Genomic DNA, 15275 nt, shown 5'->3' with positions numbered 1-15275 from the left:
CATCCTGCCATCCTGCCGATTGCGGGCATTGGTGGGTGGTGACGTCACGAGGCAGCGGCGCTACTTGAGCTTGGCGATGAGAGCAGTTGTCTAGCTCGCGCAAGACGCAGACGGCTTTCGCCACCTACGCGCCGCGATAGCCATTCGGGTTCTTCATCTGAAAATGCCAATGGTCGGCACACATCTGTGTCAGGGATCGCTTTGATGTCCAGCCCAACAGGTTCTTCGCGAGAGTTGGATCGGCATAGCAGATTGCGACGTCACCGACCCTGCGTTGGTCGATCACATACGGAACTGGCCGGCCACTCACTTCCTTGAATGTCTGGATCACGTCCATGACGCTACTGCCGCTTCCTGTTCCGAGATTGACAGTCAGAAGGCCGGGCTGCCTCAGTTGGCTCAGGGCGCTCAGATGTCCGGATGCAAGATCGACAACGTGAATGTAGTCACGGATCCCGGTGCCGTCCGGAGTATCGTAGTCGTTTCCCCAAACATGCACCTTCGGACGCCGTCCGATCGCCACTTGTGCGACAATCGGCAGCAGATTGTTCGGCACATCCAGAGGATCTTCTCCGATCAGTCCGCTTTCGTGGGCGCCAACCGGATTGAAGTAGCGCAAGATGGCAATCCGCCAATCCTTGTCGGACCCATGAAGATCCTTCAGGATTTCTTCGATGAAGTATTTTGTGCGGCCGTACGGATTGATCGGTGCGACAGGATGCTTCTCGTCCAGCGGCAGGTACGCGGGTGTCCCGTAAACGGTTGCGGATGAACTAAAGACCAGCGTCTTGACGGCTGCTCGCGTCATGGCCGACACGAGCCGCATCGTTCCCACGACGTTGTTGTCGTAATAGGTCATGGGTTGAGCGCTGGACTCGCCCACCGCCTTGAGGCCGGCGAGATGAATGACCGCGGTCACGTCATGGGCGCGCAGGATCTGGTAGATCGCCTCTTCATTGCGGATATCGGCATGCCGGAAAATGACCGATCGTCCGCAGATGGCCCGTATCCGTTCGAGGGAGGTGCTGTTGCTGTTGGAAAGATTGTCGACCGCGACGACATCGAGCCCGGCGTCGAGTAGCGCGACAGCGATATGGGATCCGATATAGCCGGCACCGCCGGTCAACAAGATCATTTCCGCTTCCGTTTCGCGTCTGCGTGGTCAATGCTCGCCGCGCGCGGGAAATCATCCCGCGCGGTGATGTCGATGCGCCAGACCGGACGAGTCTCGGCTATTTTCGCAGTCGGATCGCCCCGTCGACTTTTGAGCTCATGTCCTTGCGGGTATGGCCGTTGGCGAGGGAGGCTTCAAAGTAGTTCTCCGCATGGTCGATCGCGCCAAGTGGCACCGGCCGGCCCGCTCTCGCGATCTTGGAAATTTCCCGGCCAGGCGGGAGAAGCCGCTCGGTTACGTCAACGACCTGATGCGCCGAACTGCTGTTTCTCGACCAGGCCGCAGATCGATGGTTCAATCCCCAGATTGCTGCCTGCGTTCTGTTTTGAACCCGGATCTTGCGAAGGATCGCCTTGATGTGAACCTTCACCGTGGCTTCGGCAATCTTGATCTTGCGCGCAATGCACTTGTTGGAATCGCCCTCAATCAAGCACTGAACGATTGAAACTTCCCGCGGCGAAAGTTGCTGAGCCAACGTGTCATCTGCCGTCGCGACGGCGCGATCGTCATCGTTGGGTACAGGGGCATCGTCCACGTCGCGTTTCTCGCTATCGAGAGCGGACGTCAAGAATGCCGGCGGGAATACCGTCCCGCCCATCATGACGAGTTCGATGGACTTGATGAACGCGTCGCAGTTCATCACGTCGATGAAATAGCCGGTGGCGCCGGCCCGGAATGCGGCAACCAGATCACTCAGATGAAAGTGATCCGCGACAACCGCGACACGTGCATCCGCGCAGCGGCGCTTGAACGAGTCGATCTGCCCGACTGTCGAGCGAAAATCATCGCCGCTATGAACAATGAGGAACAATGCCTGACTGGCGGGGACGTTCTGAAGCGCCTCGTCGCTCGGCCAATCGTCGGCATCGTCTATTGAGGCTAGGACAAAATTCTCCGAATTTAGAATTCTTGCAAGGCCTTCTTTGCGAAGACTATTTTCACCAACCAGCGCAATGGCAAAAGGATATCGCCGTCTCATGGAAACTCTCCCGGACGCTACAATGATACAAGCGGTTGAAGGGTTGAACCCGGTTCATTTTTGGTGGCCCGCCCAGCTAAAAAGAACGACGTAAAAACAAGCTTCCTCAGATTTGGTCGCCTGAACAAACCTGGGACGAAAAGCGCTTAACCCACTCAGAAAATATTTACGAATGTTAGATGCTAATCCCCAATATCCCTATATACCGTTGGTTATAGGCATTTGGGGGCCGCCAACTTGGCGAGGGCGATCTCTCGGTCCTTGCCGACGGACGCTCGCTTGGGGTGCGTCCGGTTGCTGCCGCGATTACACGTTGTGAACCATGTTCGTTGCGGCGCTCCAGGCAGTAAATTCACGGGACCAAGCGACAACAAAACCTTACTGGAATGTCTCATATTAGAGTAGCTTATTGATGACTTGGGCGCCGATCTGAACTGGAGGGGGACTGAGGGTTGATCGGAAATGCATTTCAGTCGTGTTGTAATTGCCAGTAGATATCCAGTCGTTTTATTGGGTCTGAACTGCCTGCTCGAAGCAGAGCGTGATTTCAAAGTTGTTGCGCGCTGCAATGATATTGCGAGCTGCTTCAAGGCAATGCAGACCCTTGCGCCCGACATCGCCATTTTGGACATGTCGATGCCCGACATTTTTGGGCAGGCCATGCTCGAGGTCGCAAATTCCGGGGCGCTTGGTGTGCGGCTCGTGTTTCTTGCCGCCTCGGTTGAGGATCGCGATCTCGCCATGCTCGCAGCAGCGGGAGCTTGCGGTGTTCTTCTGAGTGAGGAGGAGCCTGAGACGCTCTTGCAGACGTTGCGGCAAGTCGCCGACGGCCAGAAGACGTTGCCTTCGCCCTCGTACGAAGAAGCCATCCCTTATGCGCAAACGACGATCCCGGAGAAATATCTTGCGGTGCTGACGGACCGCGAGCGTCAGATCATGCGTTTGGTGTCGGAGGGCTTGTCGAACAAGGAGATTGGCCGCCGTCTAAAGGTGGCCGACGGTACCATCAAGGTTCATCTGCACCACATCTTCCGCAAGCTCGAGATCAGCAACAGGACCGTCCTTGCTACGCTTGCCGTCTCATATTCCGGGCCGGCCGGCTCTCCATCCGCCGAATAGCGGCGACGGATCGGCATTTTTTCATCGAGCTTCGCGCGAGATGAACATTTTGGCTAGATCAACGGGCTGCCTGTTCGCCTGGAGATTGCCGAAAACGAGCGTCTCAAGGCAGTTGCGATGAAAACGCCTGCACAGCAGCCGGCACCTTTGACGAGCATGTCCTTCACGTACCCATGTCTGTCGGGGAGCAGTCTTTGGATGAGCTCGAAGCCGACGACGATGGCTAGCAGGAGGAGCAGTATCGGCAGCACGTGCTTCGGATAGGCGAGCGAAAAGGCGACCCCGATAACGAACAGAGCTGCGAAACGATCGATGTTCGCCGATACCAACGTGTGCGGACGCAATGCCAGCGGTGTATCGGTGACGATGAAGAGGCCCAGGACTAAACCCCAGGCCAAACATCGGAATACGGTTTGCGTCATCCCCTGTGGGTCGGCAAGAACGGAGCAGCTTGGTTTCATCATTCGCATTCGCAACTACTCTCCAGGCGCGGCCGTTTTAAAAGATGGATCGTCGTTTCACGATGGGGTCTGCGGATCACCATGGTGGGCTAAGTCTTGCCAAGCCACTGGTCGATGTCCCTGGATCCGATGACCCGTTTTGGCCGGTACGGGTTGATCGTTCCAGCCGAAAGTCTCTCGATGCGCCGGTCCTCCGCCAGTTTCCTCGTGAACTGCTTCGCATCCTGTTCGGATACGAATGTCGCAGTCCTTCGTGCGTGCCTGTCGGGCGGCGCATCGCGTTGATCAACGAAGGAGACGTACCAGATGTGTCTTGCTGTCATGCGGGACCTTCATACCGCAATGGAAAACTGAAGGACGAACAGCGACTGGCCGCCCGGTTCGGGGCTGTCGCTGATTTCGACGTGCCAGCGAAGATGACGCAAGAATGGCTCCGTCACGTCGTGCTTGAGTATCTCGCCGCTCAGTTCAATCGCCGTCGTCCGTGCGGCGAGAATGTCGGGAAGATCCAGGCCGACATCATCGAGCACTGAATGGCCGCCGTGGATATGAAAAAAATACCGCGGCATTGGTGTCTCCGGATGAGGCGAACATTCCGACGACTGCGCCGAGCTCTACGCGTCAGGATGGTGTCATCGCACCACGGTGAGGCGGACAGCAAGCCGCTATTCTAGGAGGGCGGATCATCATTGTTGAGTACCCCGACGTGGACCTGCATCATCATCGGTTCGGAAGGTCGAACGACGCATCGGGTCGATCGCAGGGCAATCGCATTTGGATGAACCGATTCTTCCGCGCCGTCATGCCCGGGACAAGCCCGGACGCGCCGAGCTCTCTCTCGGACGGTCAAGGAAGCGTGCGGCGATACCCGACGCCCGAAGCTATCGAGCAGCGGTTCACGACGGCCGCTGGTGCCCGCCTGGCGCGCCGGCGATCAACTATTTGTGCAGTGCGGTAATATTGATATTGCATCGCAATAATAGCTGACTAACTCTGCTTCTCACGTGCCATTTGAGGAGCCTTCCGTGATCAAGATTTCCCTCTCCACCCTTGCCGCCGCTCTCGCGATCGCAACCGCCGCGTCAGCTGCGGAGCTTCCGACCTACGAGGCTGCGGGCCTGCCGATCTCGGCCGTGCAGGCCGGCGTGATTGGCGCCGCCAACGCCCGCGAGCAGGCCCCCGTTGCGACCACGTCGGCCACGCCGCATCAGCTCAGCGTCTTGACGCCCCGCAACCAGATGACGACCGCGCGGGCCGCTGCCCGCACCGACCGTTCGGTCCACTGATCGGCATAGTCCTTCCCGGGAGGCCCGCGACGAAGTCGCGGGTCTTCCTCGGGCGTAGAGCAAATACATCGATGCCCGTTGCGTCCGGCGCAAGCTCGTGCCGCTCGCCGCCGCCAAGTGGTGCCTTGCGGCGGGCGGCAAGCGCCATGTCGATTGGTTGAACCCGCGCAGATGCCGATCGGGTAGCCCAGCCTCCCTTTCAGGAGCTCATGGGCAATCCGCGCACCCCAACATGCAAGCAATCTGAGCAAATGGGTCGTCCGGAGGAAGGACGATCAGCTTGCAGGCCTCGAGACAACGGATGCATGAGTCGCTCGCGTGCGTTGCCTTGCCGGTGCTGTCCAGGGCGGGGGCGACCTTCCGCGAAAGCGAGACGATCGCGGTGTTGAGCCCGTCGGTCAGTGCTGCCAAGACTTTTCCCTCAGGCGAGGTCGGCTCCGCGAGCTTGATGCCCACCCTGATGTGAGCGCCTTGTGCCGCCTTGCCGGGCAATTCCTTGATATTCTCGATCAGGCCCCGCGGTATCGATATCCAGGTGTCCGGGGCCAGGTCAGACGCGAACTCGATAACGTTCTGGGATTTGGCGTCTCTTGTGAAGCCTGTCACATACGTGGACATAGAGTTCTCCTCCTGCACAAGTCGTTCGCACAATTCAACCTCATCGCTTGCGAGTTGCATGTGAAGCACCTTACACCGCCAATAATTATTGGAGCGGCGCTCGCGGCCTGCCATACGCGTGACGGTGCAACGAGGAACGCCGCCGCCACGTGGTGCCTGGCGGCGGATGACACGCCTCACGCCGCTGGCGCAAACTCCCGCAGGTGCAGTTTGATTGCGGCGTCGACCTCGTGATTGGGTGATTGGCAGCTGCGAGCCAAGGCATCCTCTGTCATGGCAGGGCTGGCAGCTTGCAAGCTCGGCACTGGAAATCGTCGCCGCGCTCGTCGGTGCGAACTTCGAATTCCTCCGAGACCCGAACAATTCGGTTGCGAAGCGGGGCGACCTCCGAAAGCTCAGCCTAACCCGTGCGTCGGCATTTCGGGCACCGCAGGATCTCAATCCAGCTGGAATGGGTCATGACGTCGCCTGCAAACGCTCGTGAAATAATCCCATCGGCGCGAAGAAAATTGATCCAGCTCAAAAACGCGGCCGCATCTCCTCCAATTCCACAGCTTTTCAAACGCCAAAGCGCGTTTTGAGGCCCCCGGGCGAGCGCTGTCCAAATCGGTGAAAACCCTGACCGCGTTAACCTTTGATTAACCATGCGGTCCGATTGTTAACCATTCGACAAGACAACCGAGTCAGGGGCGATGGACGCAACTCAACAGGTCGCACGTCAGCAGGTCCGCATGCGCGGCCGTTCCTACGTTGCGTTCGTTTTCTCGCCGGTCGTGCCCGTGGTGTCCTGGCTGGCCGAGATCGACGCGACGCTGGCGAAGTCGCCGGGCTTCTTCACCGGCAAGCCCATCGTGCTCGACCTTTCGGCGGTCGACCTCAGCCAGACCGCGATCGCGCATCTGATCGGTAGCCTCGCTGAGCGCAATATCCGCATTCTCGGCATCGAGGGCGTCGACGAATCGAAGCTCGGCGCCAACATGCCGCCGCTCCTGACCGGCGGCCGGGCCTGCGCGATCACCCATGTCGAGCCGCAGAAGCCGCAGGTGCAGGAAAAAACCAAGGACAAGGACAAGACCAAGCTGCCGTCGCTGCTGCTGGAGAGCCCGGTCCGTTCCGGCCAGTCGATCGTGTTCGCCGAGGGCGACGTCACCGTGCTCGGCTCGGTCGGCTCCGGCGCCGAGATCGTCGCCGGCGGCTCGATCCATGTCTACGGCACGCTGCGCGGCCGCGCGATGGCCGGCATCAACGGCAATTCGGCGGCCCGCATCTTCTGCCAGAGGATCGAAGCCGAGTTGCTCGCCATCGACGGCTACTACCAGACGGCGGAAGAAATCGCCGACAGCTTGCGCAACCGGCCCGCCCAGGCGTGGCTCGAGGGCGAAATGCTGCGCATCACACCATTGAACTGACCGACCACAAGGAGAGAGAGAATGGCCAAGGTATTGGTCGTGACGTCTGGGAAGGGCGGGGTCGGCAAAACGACCTCAACCGCCGCGCTCGGCGCGGCGCTCGCGCAAATGGGTCAGAACGTCGTCGTCATCGATTTCGACGTCGGCCTGCGCAACCTCGATCTGGTGATGGGCGCGGAGCGTCGGGTGGTGTTCGACCTCATCAACGTGGTGCAGGGCGTCGCCAAGCTGCCGCAGGCGCTGATCCGCGACAAGCGGCTGGAGAATCTCTGGCTGCTGCCGGCGTCGCAGACCCGCGACAAGGACGCGCTGAGCGAAGAGGGCGTCAAGCGCGTGATCGCCGACCTCAAGACCAAGTTCGACTGGATCCTGTGCGACAGCCCGGCGGGCATCGAGCGCGGCGCGACGCTCGCGATGCGCTACGCCGACGAAGCCGTCATCGTCACCAATCCGGAAGTGTCGTCGGTGCGCGACTCCGATCGCATCATCGGCATGCTCGATTCCAAGACGGTCCGCGCCGAGCGCGGCGAGCGAGTCGAGAAGCATCTTCTGGTCACCCGCTATGATGCCGGCCGCGCGGCGCGCGGCGAGATGCTGTCGATCGACGATATCCTGGAAATCCTTGCGACCCCCTTGCTCGGCATCGTCCCGGAAAGCCAGGACGTGCTGCGCGCCTCCAATGTCGGCTGTCCGGTCACGCTGAACGCAGCAAGCAGCGCGCCGGCGCGGGCCTATACCGACGCGGTACGCCGCCTGATGGGCGAGGCGGTGGAGATGACCGTGCCGGTTCAACGCAAGGGGCTGATGGATCGGCTACTGCGACGGAGGGCGGCATGATGAACGTAATGCGGCTGTTCGGCGGCCGCGCCGCATCGGCGCCCGTCGCGCGGGAGCGGTTGCAGATCCTGCTTTCGCATGAGCGTGGCCGGACTGGCGCGCCCGATCTCCTGGAGACACTTCGCTCGGAAATCCTGAGCGTGGTTTCCAAGCATATCGACGTCGACCCCGACAAGGTCGTGGTCCGGATGGACCGTGGCAAGTTTGTCTCGATGCTCGAGGTCGACATCGAGGTTCCCAATGGCGTGCAACGATCGAAGATGGTGGCGGCTACATGACCGCAGACAGCGATAGTCACATTGCCTGGCAGCGCGCGCAGCTCAAGAAGCTGCGGGCGGCGTTGAAGGCGATCGAGGCCGATCAGCTCGGCAAGGCCAATTGCGGCCGCGCGACGCAGATGACGATCGACGAGTTGCAGCGCAAGATCGGCGAGTCGGGCCGCTGCATCGCCGAGTACGAGCGCCGCACCCGTCGTCCGCTGGCGACGGACCTCGGCAGCCTTGCCAGCGTCAGCTGGACGCACTGGAACGCCAATATGCCGATGGCCAAGGCGCCGCGCCACCGCGCATGAGGGCATAGGCGAGCAGGCGCTGACCTACAGCAAAAAGGACAGCGCCGTCTCGCAACTATCCTCGATCTTGAGGGTGAGCAGCTCGTCGGCGCGGGTGCGGCCGAGATTGACGGCGGCGATCGGCAGGCCGCGCTGCTCTGCCATCCGGACGAAGCGAAAGCCGGAATAGACCATCAGCGAGGAGCCGACCACCAGCACGGCGTCGGCCTGCTCGAGATGCGCCTGCGCCGACGCGACCGTGTCGCGCGGCACGTTCTCGCCGAAGAACACCACATCGGGCTTCAGCACGCCGTCGCAGGCCTCGCAGGCCGGCACCACGAACGACGAAAAATCCTGCTCGAGATCGGCGTCGCCGTCCGGTGCGTCGGCGGCATCGAGCGTGAGCCAGGCTGGGTTCAGTCGCGCGAGCTCGTCCTGAAATCGTTCGCGCGGCATCGTCGCGCCGCAGCCGAGGCAGCGCACCACGTCGAGCCGGCCGTGCAGGTCGATCACGCGCTGGCTGCCGGCGGCCTGGTGCAGGCGGTCGACATTCTGGGTCAGCAGCAGCTCGCAGCGCCCCTGCTGTTCGAGCTTGGCGAGTGCGCGATGCGCGCCGTTCGGCGCGGCACGGCCGAACCGCCGCCAGCCCACCATGCTGCGCGCCCAATAGCGCTGCCGCGTCGCCGCCTCGCCCAAGAAGGCCTGGATGGTGACCGGGCGCGTCCGCTTCCAGTTGCCGTCGCTGTCGCGGTAATCGGGAATGCCGGAATTGGTGCTGCAGCCGGCCCCGGTCAGGACAAACAGGCGCTGGTGCTGATCGATGAAATCACGCAGGGCGGGGTGTTGCATGGCAGCACATCTAGTGCGGCGCGCACGTCTGCGCCAGATGTGGGGCCTGCCACGAGCGGACCTTTCACGCGGCCTCTGCGTTGACGACATGGCACCACGAGACGTGACGCTGCGCGCGCCTGCCTGGCGCAGTTGCCGACGGAGTGATCGATGCGGCCGGGATTCATCGTCGTCGTTTGCGGGCTGATGTCGCTGGCGTCGTCGCCGTCCCATGGTCAGGATGCGGGCGCGTCCGGCGAACAGGCGTTCAACAATTCCTGCCGCACCTGCCACACGGTCAAGGACGGCGACAATCGCGTCGGCCCGAACCTGCACAATGTCGTCGGCCGCAAGGCCGGATCGGTTGCGAACTTTCCTTATTCGGAGGCGATGAAATCATCCGACATCGTCTGGGATGAGAGCGCGCTGCTGCGCTTCATCGAGGATCCCGAGGCCGTGGTGTCGGGTAACGGCATGAAGCCGTATACCGGCGTGCGCTCGGCGGAGGATCGCGCCAGGATCGTGGCGTTCCTGAAATCCCCCGGCAAGTGACCGTTGGCGGAAGGCCGGTCTCACCTTGCCGGCACGACGAAGACCTGGCCGGGATAGATCAAATTGGGATTGCGGATCTGTTGCGAGTTGGCCCGATAGATCACGGCGTAGCGCTGTCCGGCGCCGAATGCGCGCTGGCTGATCCGCCACAGGCTGTCGCCGCGGACGACGGTGGTGGTCGTGATCTTCGGCACGATCACAGCGGAGGGGGACTTCACATCAGATGCGGTGGCGGTTGCCGCTGCCGCGAGCTGCGGTTTGGCCACATCCGCACGGCCGGAGGAGGTTGGCGATACCGGGATCGATGCGGTCGTCATCGTGTCCGGAACGTTGAACGGCACCTCGGCACGCGCGCGAACCTTGCCGGAGGTGGGGTCGACGTCGTCAAGCCGCACCTGATAGTTGCCGGCGGTCACGCCCTTGTTGATCGTGACCGAGAGGTGCCCCGCCTCGTCGGCTGTGGCAGACGTGATCAAGCTGCCGTTGAGATAGAGCCTGACGGTCGCGCCGGGAGCTGCCTGACCGCTCACATGGAGCTTGCCGTCCGGTTCGGTCTCGACGGTCTCGATGGCTACTTTTCCGGCCGCCGCAGTGGCGGCAGGTTGCGACAGCACGCGGACCGGCTTGTCCGGTGCCATCAGCGCCACCATCGGCCGCTCCCTTGTCGCAGCCTCGAGCGCCACCGCCACGCTTTGCTTGGAGGTCACCTGCTTGCCGTCGCGCGTCATGCGCAGGGTCAGGTCATAGTTTCCCGGCGGGAGCGGGCGCGGGACCATGACGAACTGGCCGGACTTGTCCGCCACGGCGCGATCGTGCACCTCGCCATTGCGCAGCAGTTCCACCGTGGTGCCCGGTAGCGCCCGGCCGGCGACAACGGTCTCGCCGGTCGGCTCGATGTTGACGACGTCGAATTCCGGCACCGCGTCGCCGCCTGGTGCTGGCGCCGGCCCTGCCAGCACGTCAGCCAGGGCGGCGGTCTCGGTTTGCGCCTTTGCCAGCGCAGTCTTGTCCTGGTTTCGCGCGTCTTGGTTTCGCGCGGGAGCGCTTGGCGCGGATGGTGCCGTCGCCGTCAAAGGCGTGTTCCCGCCCAGGATTTGCTGGGTTTGGCGGATGCCGAAGACGAGCGCCGCCGTGCCGCCGGCGGCAAGTGCCAGCAACGGAATGACCAGTCGAATCGCCGTGGCGTTCATGATTGTCATCCGCGGATCAATGCCCCCGCGCGTCCGCGCGCGCGATCCCGCACCCCGCGGGGATTCCGCAACAGACTGCGCCGGTTTGCGCCGGCCATCAAGTCGGATGAAGGGATTACTTCTCTCGGGCAGGCCGGCCGACCTCGTGGCTCACGGCGCTGGGCCCGTGCCGGGATCACGTCAGCTTCAAAACTCCAGCGCTGCATTGTCCACCACCTCCTTCATGACGAAGAAGGTGCGGGTCTGCCGTACGCCGGGCAGCGCGATCAGCTGATCGCCATGGATGCGCTTGAAGTCATCGACGTCGCCGGCGCGGATCTTGAGGAAGTAGTCGAAATCGCCGGCGACGAGGTGGCAGTCGAGCACGCATTTGAGCTTCGCCACCGCCTGCTCGAAGCTCGCAAAGCTTTCCGGCGTGGAGCGATCGAGCACGACGCCGACCATGACCAGCGTGCCCTTGCCGAGCTTGCGCGGCGCCACCATGGCGCGGACGCCGCTGAGATACCCCTCGTCGAACAGCGCCTGCGTCCGGCGATGGCAGGTGGCGGGGCTGACGCCGACCTGTTCGGCCAGCTCGGCATTGCTGAGCCGGCCGTTCTTCTGCAGCAATCTCAACATCTTGAGGTCGATGCGGTCGAGTCGCGCGGCCATGGAAGAATCTCTCACCATCGGTGAATTTCGTGGGAGAAAACATATCATCTGGGCCAAATCCAGCAATCTTTAAGAAATCCGCGAGCTGAGTTAGAGAGCACCTTTCGCGCCAGGGGTGATAGCTGTGGCCGCCGTTCCAGACCACCAAAGAGGATGCCAGCATGCTGGAGAAGTTCGCGCGCTATCCGCTCACATTCGGGCCGACCGCCATCGAGAAGCTCGATCGGCTGTCAAAGCACCTCGGCGGCAAGGTCGAGCTCTATGCCAAGCGCGAGGATTGCAATTCCGGGCTCGCCTATGGCGGCAACAAGCTGCGCAAGCTCGAATACATCATCCCCGACGCGATCGCCTCCAATGCCGACACGCTGGTCTCGATCGGCGGCGTGCAGTCGAACCACACCCGCATGGTCGCGGCGGTCGCGGCCAAGATCGGCATGAAGTGCCGGCTGGTGCAGGAAAGCTGGGTGCCGCATGAGGACGCGGTCTATGATCGCGTCGGCAACATCCTGCTCTCGCGCGTGATGGGCGCCGATGTGCGGCTGGTCGACGAAGGCTTCGACATCGGCATCCGCAAGAGCTGGGAGCAGGCGATCGAGGAAGTGAAGGCGGCGGGCGGCAAGCCTTACGCGATTCCGGCCGGCGCTTCCGTGCACAAATATGGCGGGCTCGGCTATGTCGGCTTCGCCGAAGAGGTGCGCGCGCAGGAGCGCCAGCTCGGCGTCAAGTTCGACTACATCGTCGTCTGCACGGTGACCGGCTCGACCCATGCCGGCATGCTGGTCGGCTTCGCCGCCGACGGGCGCGCGCGCAACGTGATCGGCATCGACGGCTCGTTCACGCCCGCGCAGACCAAGGCACAGGTGCTGTCGATCGCGCAGAACACCGCAAAGCTCGTCGAGCTCGGCCGCGACATTGTCGAGGACGATGTCGTGCTGATCGAGGACTATGCCTATCCCGCCTACGGCGTGCCGTCGGAAGAGACCAAGGAGGCGATCCGCCTCAGCGCGCGGCTCGAAGGCATGATCACCGACCCCGTCTATGAGGGGAAGTCGATGCAGGGCATGATCGATCTGGTGCAGAAGGGCTTTTTCCCGGCCGGATCGAAGGTGCTCTACGCCCATCTCGGCGGCGCGCCGGCGCTCAACGGCTACGCCTACGCGTTCAGGAACGGCTGAGGTAGGACGGGGCTTCTGATCTCGTGGCTTCGTAGCCCGGATGAAGCGCAGCGCAATCCGGGTAGATCTCTCGGCGGCGCGAGATTCGCGGATTTCGCCGCGCTCCGTCCGAGCTACGCATTCTCACCTCCCCTTGAAAAGGGGAGGTCGCTTTGCTCGCCAGAGCAAAGCGGGTGGGGATCTGCGCTCTCCGCTTGCAGCGTCGCCTTTGGCCGACCCCCATCCCAACCTTCCCCCTTTCAGGGGGAAGGAGAAGACAGGGCACCTTCCGGGGAAAAGACCGTCCCGGATTTCGCGGAGCCTGTCATCGGGCGCGCGTTCGCGCGACCCGTTGGCTCCATCCGGGCTACGTTCCATGTCCCACGTCAGGTCCGCGTCAGCTTCGCCCGGTATTTTTGCCGGGCCGGGCGAGTTGGGAGACCATCGCGTGAGGATGAATGCATTCGGCCGAGCCGTTGCCGCGCTCGGCGTAGGCATCGTCGCCGTGGGGCACTGGTTCTGGGTCTACCAGGGCCAGGGTGCCGCGCCGCATGCCCGCCTGCTGGCGATGAATCACGCAGTCGAGCTCTATGCCGGCATTTTCCTGATCGGCGTCGGCGTCCATGCCCTCGCATCCCGGTACTGGTTCAGCGAACCAAATCCGCCGTCGCGCTCCTCGGTTGGGGAGCCGCAATAGCGTCCGCCTTGCGGCGAACGGGAAGTGTCCGGGTTGAGGTGCTGTTCTGGTTAGGACACTTGCCTGGGGAAATCAGGACACTCATTCACATATGCAAATGCCCTTCCGTGCCATCGAGGTTCTAGCTCACGCGGGGGTGTCCAGAATCTTTCCCTACCCCACGGGCGCTCCTCGGCCTCAGCCTCCTTGCCCGAGTGCTGGGGCCGTCTGTTTGAGCTCCAAGGCGGGGCATGTCGAATGCGTGCGAACCGATTCAAGAGTTGGACTGAGATCGAAGAGCGCTTGTTGGTTGCGTTGCATGAATCTGGGTTGGATCATCGTCTGATAGCGGATCATATGCGCCGGACCGAAGCCGGGGTTAATAACCGGCTCGCGGTGATCGCCGACAGGGCCAAATGGGCTGAGGGCGCTCAGCGCGGCCTGACGCCGTAGGCATTCCCTCGCTGGGCCGTTTCTTTAGGCCGCCGACCTGGAGGAGAGGAGCGGCGCGCAGTGAGCCACGTTCGGGCTCACGGCTGCGGCGTGGTGATCTAGCTTCTTTGCCTTGGCGGCGAACGGGAAGTGTACGGGTTGAGGTGCTGTCCTGGCTAGGACACTCGCTGCAAGGAACCAGGACACCTGCAATCGGTTAAAGAATTTCGATCCCTTTTCGCCGGAGGGCGGTTTGATGCGATTGCATTCTGAGCGGATAGACGGTGTGGAGATTGCCTTCGCCAGCGTTTTGGCAATGTCGTTCATCGGGCTTCTTGCCAGCATAGCGTGGCTTCTGTTCGCGTGAACGCGGGACCTTGCCGTCGTCTCAGTGTCCCCGGCACTGGGGCGGTGCTTCTACGGAAGTGGCGAGCCCGAGCGCCTTTGTAGCGATTTGTCTGGAGATAGGACGCCATGACTGAGGCGGCCTTACTCAACGACGCCTTTGATATCGGACCTTCACCGAAACAGTCTTGTTTGTCCGATCAGCGGCCGGATCAGATATTTGAAAACAAGGCCAAGACAGATGATCGGCACCAAGATCGGCAAGTATGCCAAAATCGCAAGAGCGGCCAACCATTCCGGACGGCGCTGCTCCCGCCAATAATACACCGACGCCGCGATGACGTGGGCCACCAATAGCGCCGCCCAGATGGCCAGCGCGACGTTGACCGGCTCATCGAATGTCAACGCTTCCCATGCGGCTTCACCCGGCCTTGAAGGCGTGCTTTCGCTTTCCACGGCTTGCTCGACCTCCCTCAGCTTCCAACCCCTGCGACGGCGGGCTTATTCCATGCGGAATGCTACGGGGGACGATAGCAGCGCCCAGGCTGGCTGGAACTCCGTTCACCCACGGAGAACCCCGGATGCCGCCTCTGTTCCGCTCGTTGACTTGGATCAAGAACGAGGTGTCCCATGGACATTGATGGGGCCAGAACATCCGATGGCCGTCTCGATTGTCCGAGAGCGATTGGCCCGCTTCTGACTAAGAGAGGATGGAGCTGACGGGCACTCAAACACCTTGGGGCGTTTGCGCCATAATACCGGACCGTTAAGCATCCGGACGATTTCTTTACCTTTGATTTACGCAAGTTAATTGACTGGCTCACGCTTTGATTCGATCATCCGCGCACTGGGCGGGGAAGGTTTCATTAAGGACAATTTTTTGAGGCCCAGAGGGGCTAGCCCGATTACCGACAGCGGCGGCTCGGACAGGAATGAGAACGACCCCAGCATTACCCTCCAAGGGTGCTGGGGCCGTTTCTTTGGGGATTTTGCTCAGTCCTCTCCGAAATCCAA

The 15275-nt window shown here is 62.0% G+C and carries 18 protein-coding genes; 9 read left to right on the top strand and 9 right to left on the bottom strand.

The features are described from left to right. Window positions 1-124: 124 nt before the first annotated feature. Both galE and JEY66_RS41250 read right to left on the bottom strand, forming a co-directional pair. Window positions 125-1135, bottom strand: coding sequence for a UDP-glucose 4-epimerase GalE (galE, locus tag JEY66_RS41255; RefSeq protein WP_016847155.1), 1011 nt, complete (start codon window positions 1133-1135; stop codon window positions 125-127). Between the two features lie 97 nt (window positions 1136-1232). Next, window positions 1233-2153 carry a LuxR C-terminal-related transcriptional regulator gene (locus tag JEY66_RS41250; RefSeq protein ID WP_018269449.1) on the bottom strand — a complete coding sequence of 307 codons (921 nt, stop codon included), beginning with the start codon at window positions 2151-2153 and terminating at the stop codon, window positions 1233-1235. Between the two features lie 462 nt (window positions 2154-2615). On the opposite strand from JEY66_RS41250, the gene JEY66_RS41245 reads away from it, so the two are divergent. Further along, window positions 2616-3272 (top strand): LuxR C-terminal-related transcriptional regulator, encoded by a 657-nt coding sequence (locus JEY66_RS41245; protein WP_240536745.1) that lies wholly within the window; start codon window positions 2616-2618, stop codon window positions 3270-3272. Between the two features lie 53 nt (window positions 3273-3325). Here the strand turns inward: JEY66_RS41245 and JEY66_RS41240 are convergent, their stop codons facing one another. Further along, window positions 3326-3742, bottom strand: a complete 417-nt coding sequence (locus tag JEY66_RS41240; RefSeq protein WP_018269450.1) for a VanZ family protein — start codon at window positions 3740-3742, stop codon at window positions 3326-3328. Window positions 3743-4065: 323 nt separating this feature from the next. Continuing rightward, entirely contained in the window at window positions 4066-4302 is a 237-nt protein-coding gene (locus JEY66_RS41235; protein WP_016847160.1) for a DUF6894 family protein, read from the bottom strand. Window positions 4303-4758: 456 nt separating this feature from the next. Here JEY66_RS41235 and JEY66_RS41230 point away from each other — a divergent pair, with 456 nt between their 5' ends. After that, complete coding sequence (locus tag JEY66_RS41230; protein ID WP_018269451.1) at window positions 4759-5019, top strand: hypothetical protein; 261 nt, start codon at window positions 4759-4761, stop codon at window positions 5017-5019. Between the two features lie 207 nt (window positions 5020-5226). Here the strand turns inward: JEY66_RS41230 and JEY66_RS41225 are convergent, their stop codons facing one another. Continuing rightward, window positions 5227-5637 carry a hypothetical protein gene (locus tag JEY66_RS41225; protein ID WP_129964810.1) on the bottom strand — a complete coding sequence of 137 codons (411 nt, stop codon included), beginning with the start codon at window positions 5635-5637 and terminating at the stop codon, window positions 5227-5229. A gap of 692 nt (window positions 5638-6329) precedes the next feature. On the opposite strand from JEY66_RS41225, the gene minC reads away from it, so the two are divergent. The 4 genes from minC to JEY66_RS41205 are packed head-to-tail and all read left to right on the top strand — an operon-like array spanning window position 6330 to window position 8454. Then, on the top strand, window positions 6330-7046 hold the full coding sequence (gene minC, locus JEY66_RS41220; protein WP_016842306.1) for a septum site-determining protein MinC: 717 nt from the start codon (window positions 6330-6332) through the stop codon (window positions 7044-7046). 21 nt (window positions 7047-7067) lie between these two features. Further along, complete coding sequence (gene minD, locus JEY66_RS41215; protein WP_016842305.1) at window positions 7068-7883, top strand: septum site-determining protein MinD; 816 nt, start codon at window positions 7068-7070, stop codon at window positions 7881-7883. After that, window positions 7883-8161: a cell division topological specificity factor MinE gene (gene minE / locus JEY66_RS41210; RefSeq protein ID WP_026192121.1), complete on the top strand. Its 279-nt coding sequence runs from the start codon at window positions 7883-7885 to the stop codon at window positions 8159-8161. The genes minD and minE overlap by 1 nt, the downstream gene beginning before the upstream one ends. After that, window positions 8158-8454: a hypothetical protein gene (locus JEY66_RS41205; protein WP_016842303.1), complete on the top strand. Its 297-nt coding sequence runs from the start codon at window positions 8158-8160 to the stop codon at window positions 8452-8454. The genes minE and JEY66_RS41205 overlap by 4 nt, the downstream gene beginning before the upstream one ends. Before the next feature lie 24 nt (window positions 8455-8478). Here JEY66_RS41205 and JEY66_RS41200 read toward each other — a convergent pair whose 3' ends face one another. Then, window positions 8479-9321 (bottom strand): NAD-dependent protein deacetylase, encoded by an 843-nt coding sequence (locus JEY66_RS41200; RefSeq protein WP_259171311.1) that lies wholly within the window; start codon window positions 9319-9321, stop codon window positions 8479-8481. 111 nt (window positions 9322-9432) lie between these two features. Here JEY66_RS41200 and JEY66_RS41195 point away from each other — a divergent pair, with 111 nt between their 5' ends. Further along, window positions 9433-9813: a c-type cytochrome gene (locus JEY66_RS41195; protein WP_100213783.1), complete on the top strand. Its 381-nt coding sequence runs from the start codon at window positions 9433-9435 to the stop codon at window positions 9811-9813. A 20-nt stretch (window positions 9814-9833) separates the two neighbouring features. Here the strand turns inward: JEY66_RS41195 and JEY66_RS41190 are convergent, their stop codons facing one another. Continuing rightward, window positions 9834-11003 carry an Ig-like domain-containing protein gene (locus tag JEY66_RS41190; protein WP_240536744.1) on the bottom strand — a complete coding sequence of 390 codons (1170 nt, stop codon included), beginning with the start codon at window positions 11001-11003 and terminating at the stop codon, window positions 9834-9836. Between the two features lie 186 nt (window positions 11004-11189). Further along, the gene (locus JEY66_RS41185; RefSeq protein ID WP_016842299.1) at window positions 11190-11654 is read right to left on the bottom strand and encodes an Lrp/AsnC family transcriptional regulator; all 465 of its coding nucleotides are present in this window, start codon (window positions 11652-11654) and stop codon (window positions 11190-11192) included. 161 nt (window positions 11655-11815) lie between these two features. On the opposite strand from JEY66_RS41185, the gene JEY66_RS41180 reads away from it, so the two are divergent. Continuing rightward, window positions 11816-12829 (top strand): 1-aminocyclopropane-1-carboxylate deaminase, encoded by a 1014-nt coding sequence (locus JEY66_RS41180; protein ID WP_016842298.1) that lies wholly within the window; start codon window positions 11816-11818, stop codon window positions 12827-12829. Between the two features lie 433 nt (window positions 12830-13262). Then, window positions 13263-13505 carry a hypothetical protein gene (locus JEY66_RS41175; protein ID WP_016842297.1) on the top strand — a complete coding sequence of 81 codons (243 nt, stop codon included), beginning with the start codon at window positions 13263-13265 and terminating at the stop codon, window positions 13503-13505. A 930-nt stretch (window positions 13506-14435) separates the two neighbouring features. Here JEY66_RS41175 and JEY66_RS41170 read toward each other — a convergent pair. After that, window positions 14436-14717 carry a hypothetical protein gene (locus tag JEY66_RS41170; protein WP_240536743.1) on the bottom strand — a complete coding sequence of 94 codons (282 nt, stop codon included), beginning with the start codon at window positions 14715-14717 and terminating at the stop codon, window positions 14436-14438. Window positions 14718-15275: the final 558 nt, after the last annotated feature.

Source organism: Bradyrhizobium elkanii USDA 76 (assembly GCF_023278185.1).
GTDB lineage: Bacteria > Pseudomonadota > Alphaproteobacteria > Rhizobiales > Xanthobacteraceae > Bradyrhizobium > Bradyrhizobium elkanii.
Note: the sequence above shows the minus strand (reverse complement) of the source record. Positions and strands in the feature narration are given on the sequence as shown.

Bases quoted from the DNA above. Each gene is read 5' to 3' on its own strand.
- galE (WP_016847155.1), bottom strand. From the start codon at position 1,135: ATGATCTTGTTGACCGGCGGTGCCGGCTATATCGGATCCCATATCGCT.
- JEY66_RS41250 (WP_018269449.1), bottom strand. From the start codon at position 2,153: ATGAGACGGCGATATCCTTTTGCCATTGCGCTGGTTGGTGAAAATAGT.
- JEY66_RS41245 (WP_240536745.1), top strand. From the start codon at position 2,616: ATGCATTTCAGTCGTGTTGTAATTGCCAGTAGATATCCAGTCGTTTTA.
- JEY66_RS41240 (WP_018269450.1), bottom strand. From the start codon at position 3,742: ATGCGAATGATGAAACCAAGCTGCTCCGTTCTTGCCGACCCACAGGGG.
- JEY66_RS41235 (WP_016847160.1), bottom strand. From the start codon at position 4,302: ATGCCGCGGTATTTTTTTCATATCCACGGCGGCCATTCAGTGCTCGAT.
- JEY66_RS41225 (WP_129964810.1), bottom strand. From the start codon at position 5,637: ATGTCCACGTATGTGACAGGCTTCACAAGAGACGCCAAATCCCAGAAC.
- minC (WP_016842306.1), top strand. From the start codon at position 6,330: ATGGACGCAACTCAACAGGTCGCACGTCAGCAGGTCCGCATGCGCGGC.
- minD (WP_016842305.1), top strand. From the start codon at position 7,068: ATGGCCAAGGTATTGGTCGTGACGTCTGGGAAGGGCGGGGTCGGCAAA.
- minE (WP_026192121.1), top strand. From the start codon at position 7,883: ATGAACGTAATGCGGCTGTTCGGCGGCCGCGCCGCATCGGCGCCCGTC.
- JEY66_RS41205 (WP_016842303.1), top strand. From the start codon at position 8,158: ATGACCGCAGACAGCGATAGTCACATTGCCTGGCAGCGCGCGCAGCTC.
- JEY66_RS41195 (WP_100213783.1), top strand. From the start codon at position 9,433: ATGCGGCCGGGATTCATCGTCGTCGTTTGCGGGCTGATGTCGCTGGCG.
- JEY66_RS41190 (WP_240536744.1), bottom strand. From the start codon at position 11,003: ATGAACGCCACGGCGATTCGACTGGTCATTCCGTTGCTGGCACTTGCC.
- JEY66_RS41185 (WP_016842299.1), bottom strand. From the start codon at position 11,654: ATGGCCGCGCGACTCGACCGCATCGACCTCAAGATGTTGAGATTGCTG.
- JEY66_RS41180 (WP_016842298.1), top strand. From the start codon at position 11,816: ATGCTGGAGAAGTTCGCGCGCTATCCGCTCACATTCGGGCCGACCGCC.
- JEY66_RS41175 (WP_016842297.1), top strand. From the start codon at position 13,263: ATGAATGCATTCGGCCGAGCCGTTGCCGCGCTCGGCGTAGGCATCGTC.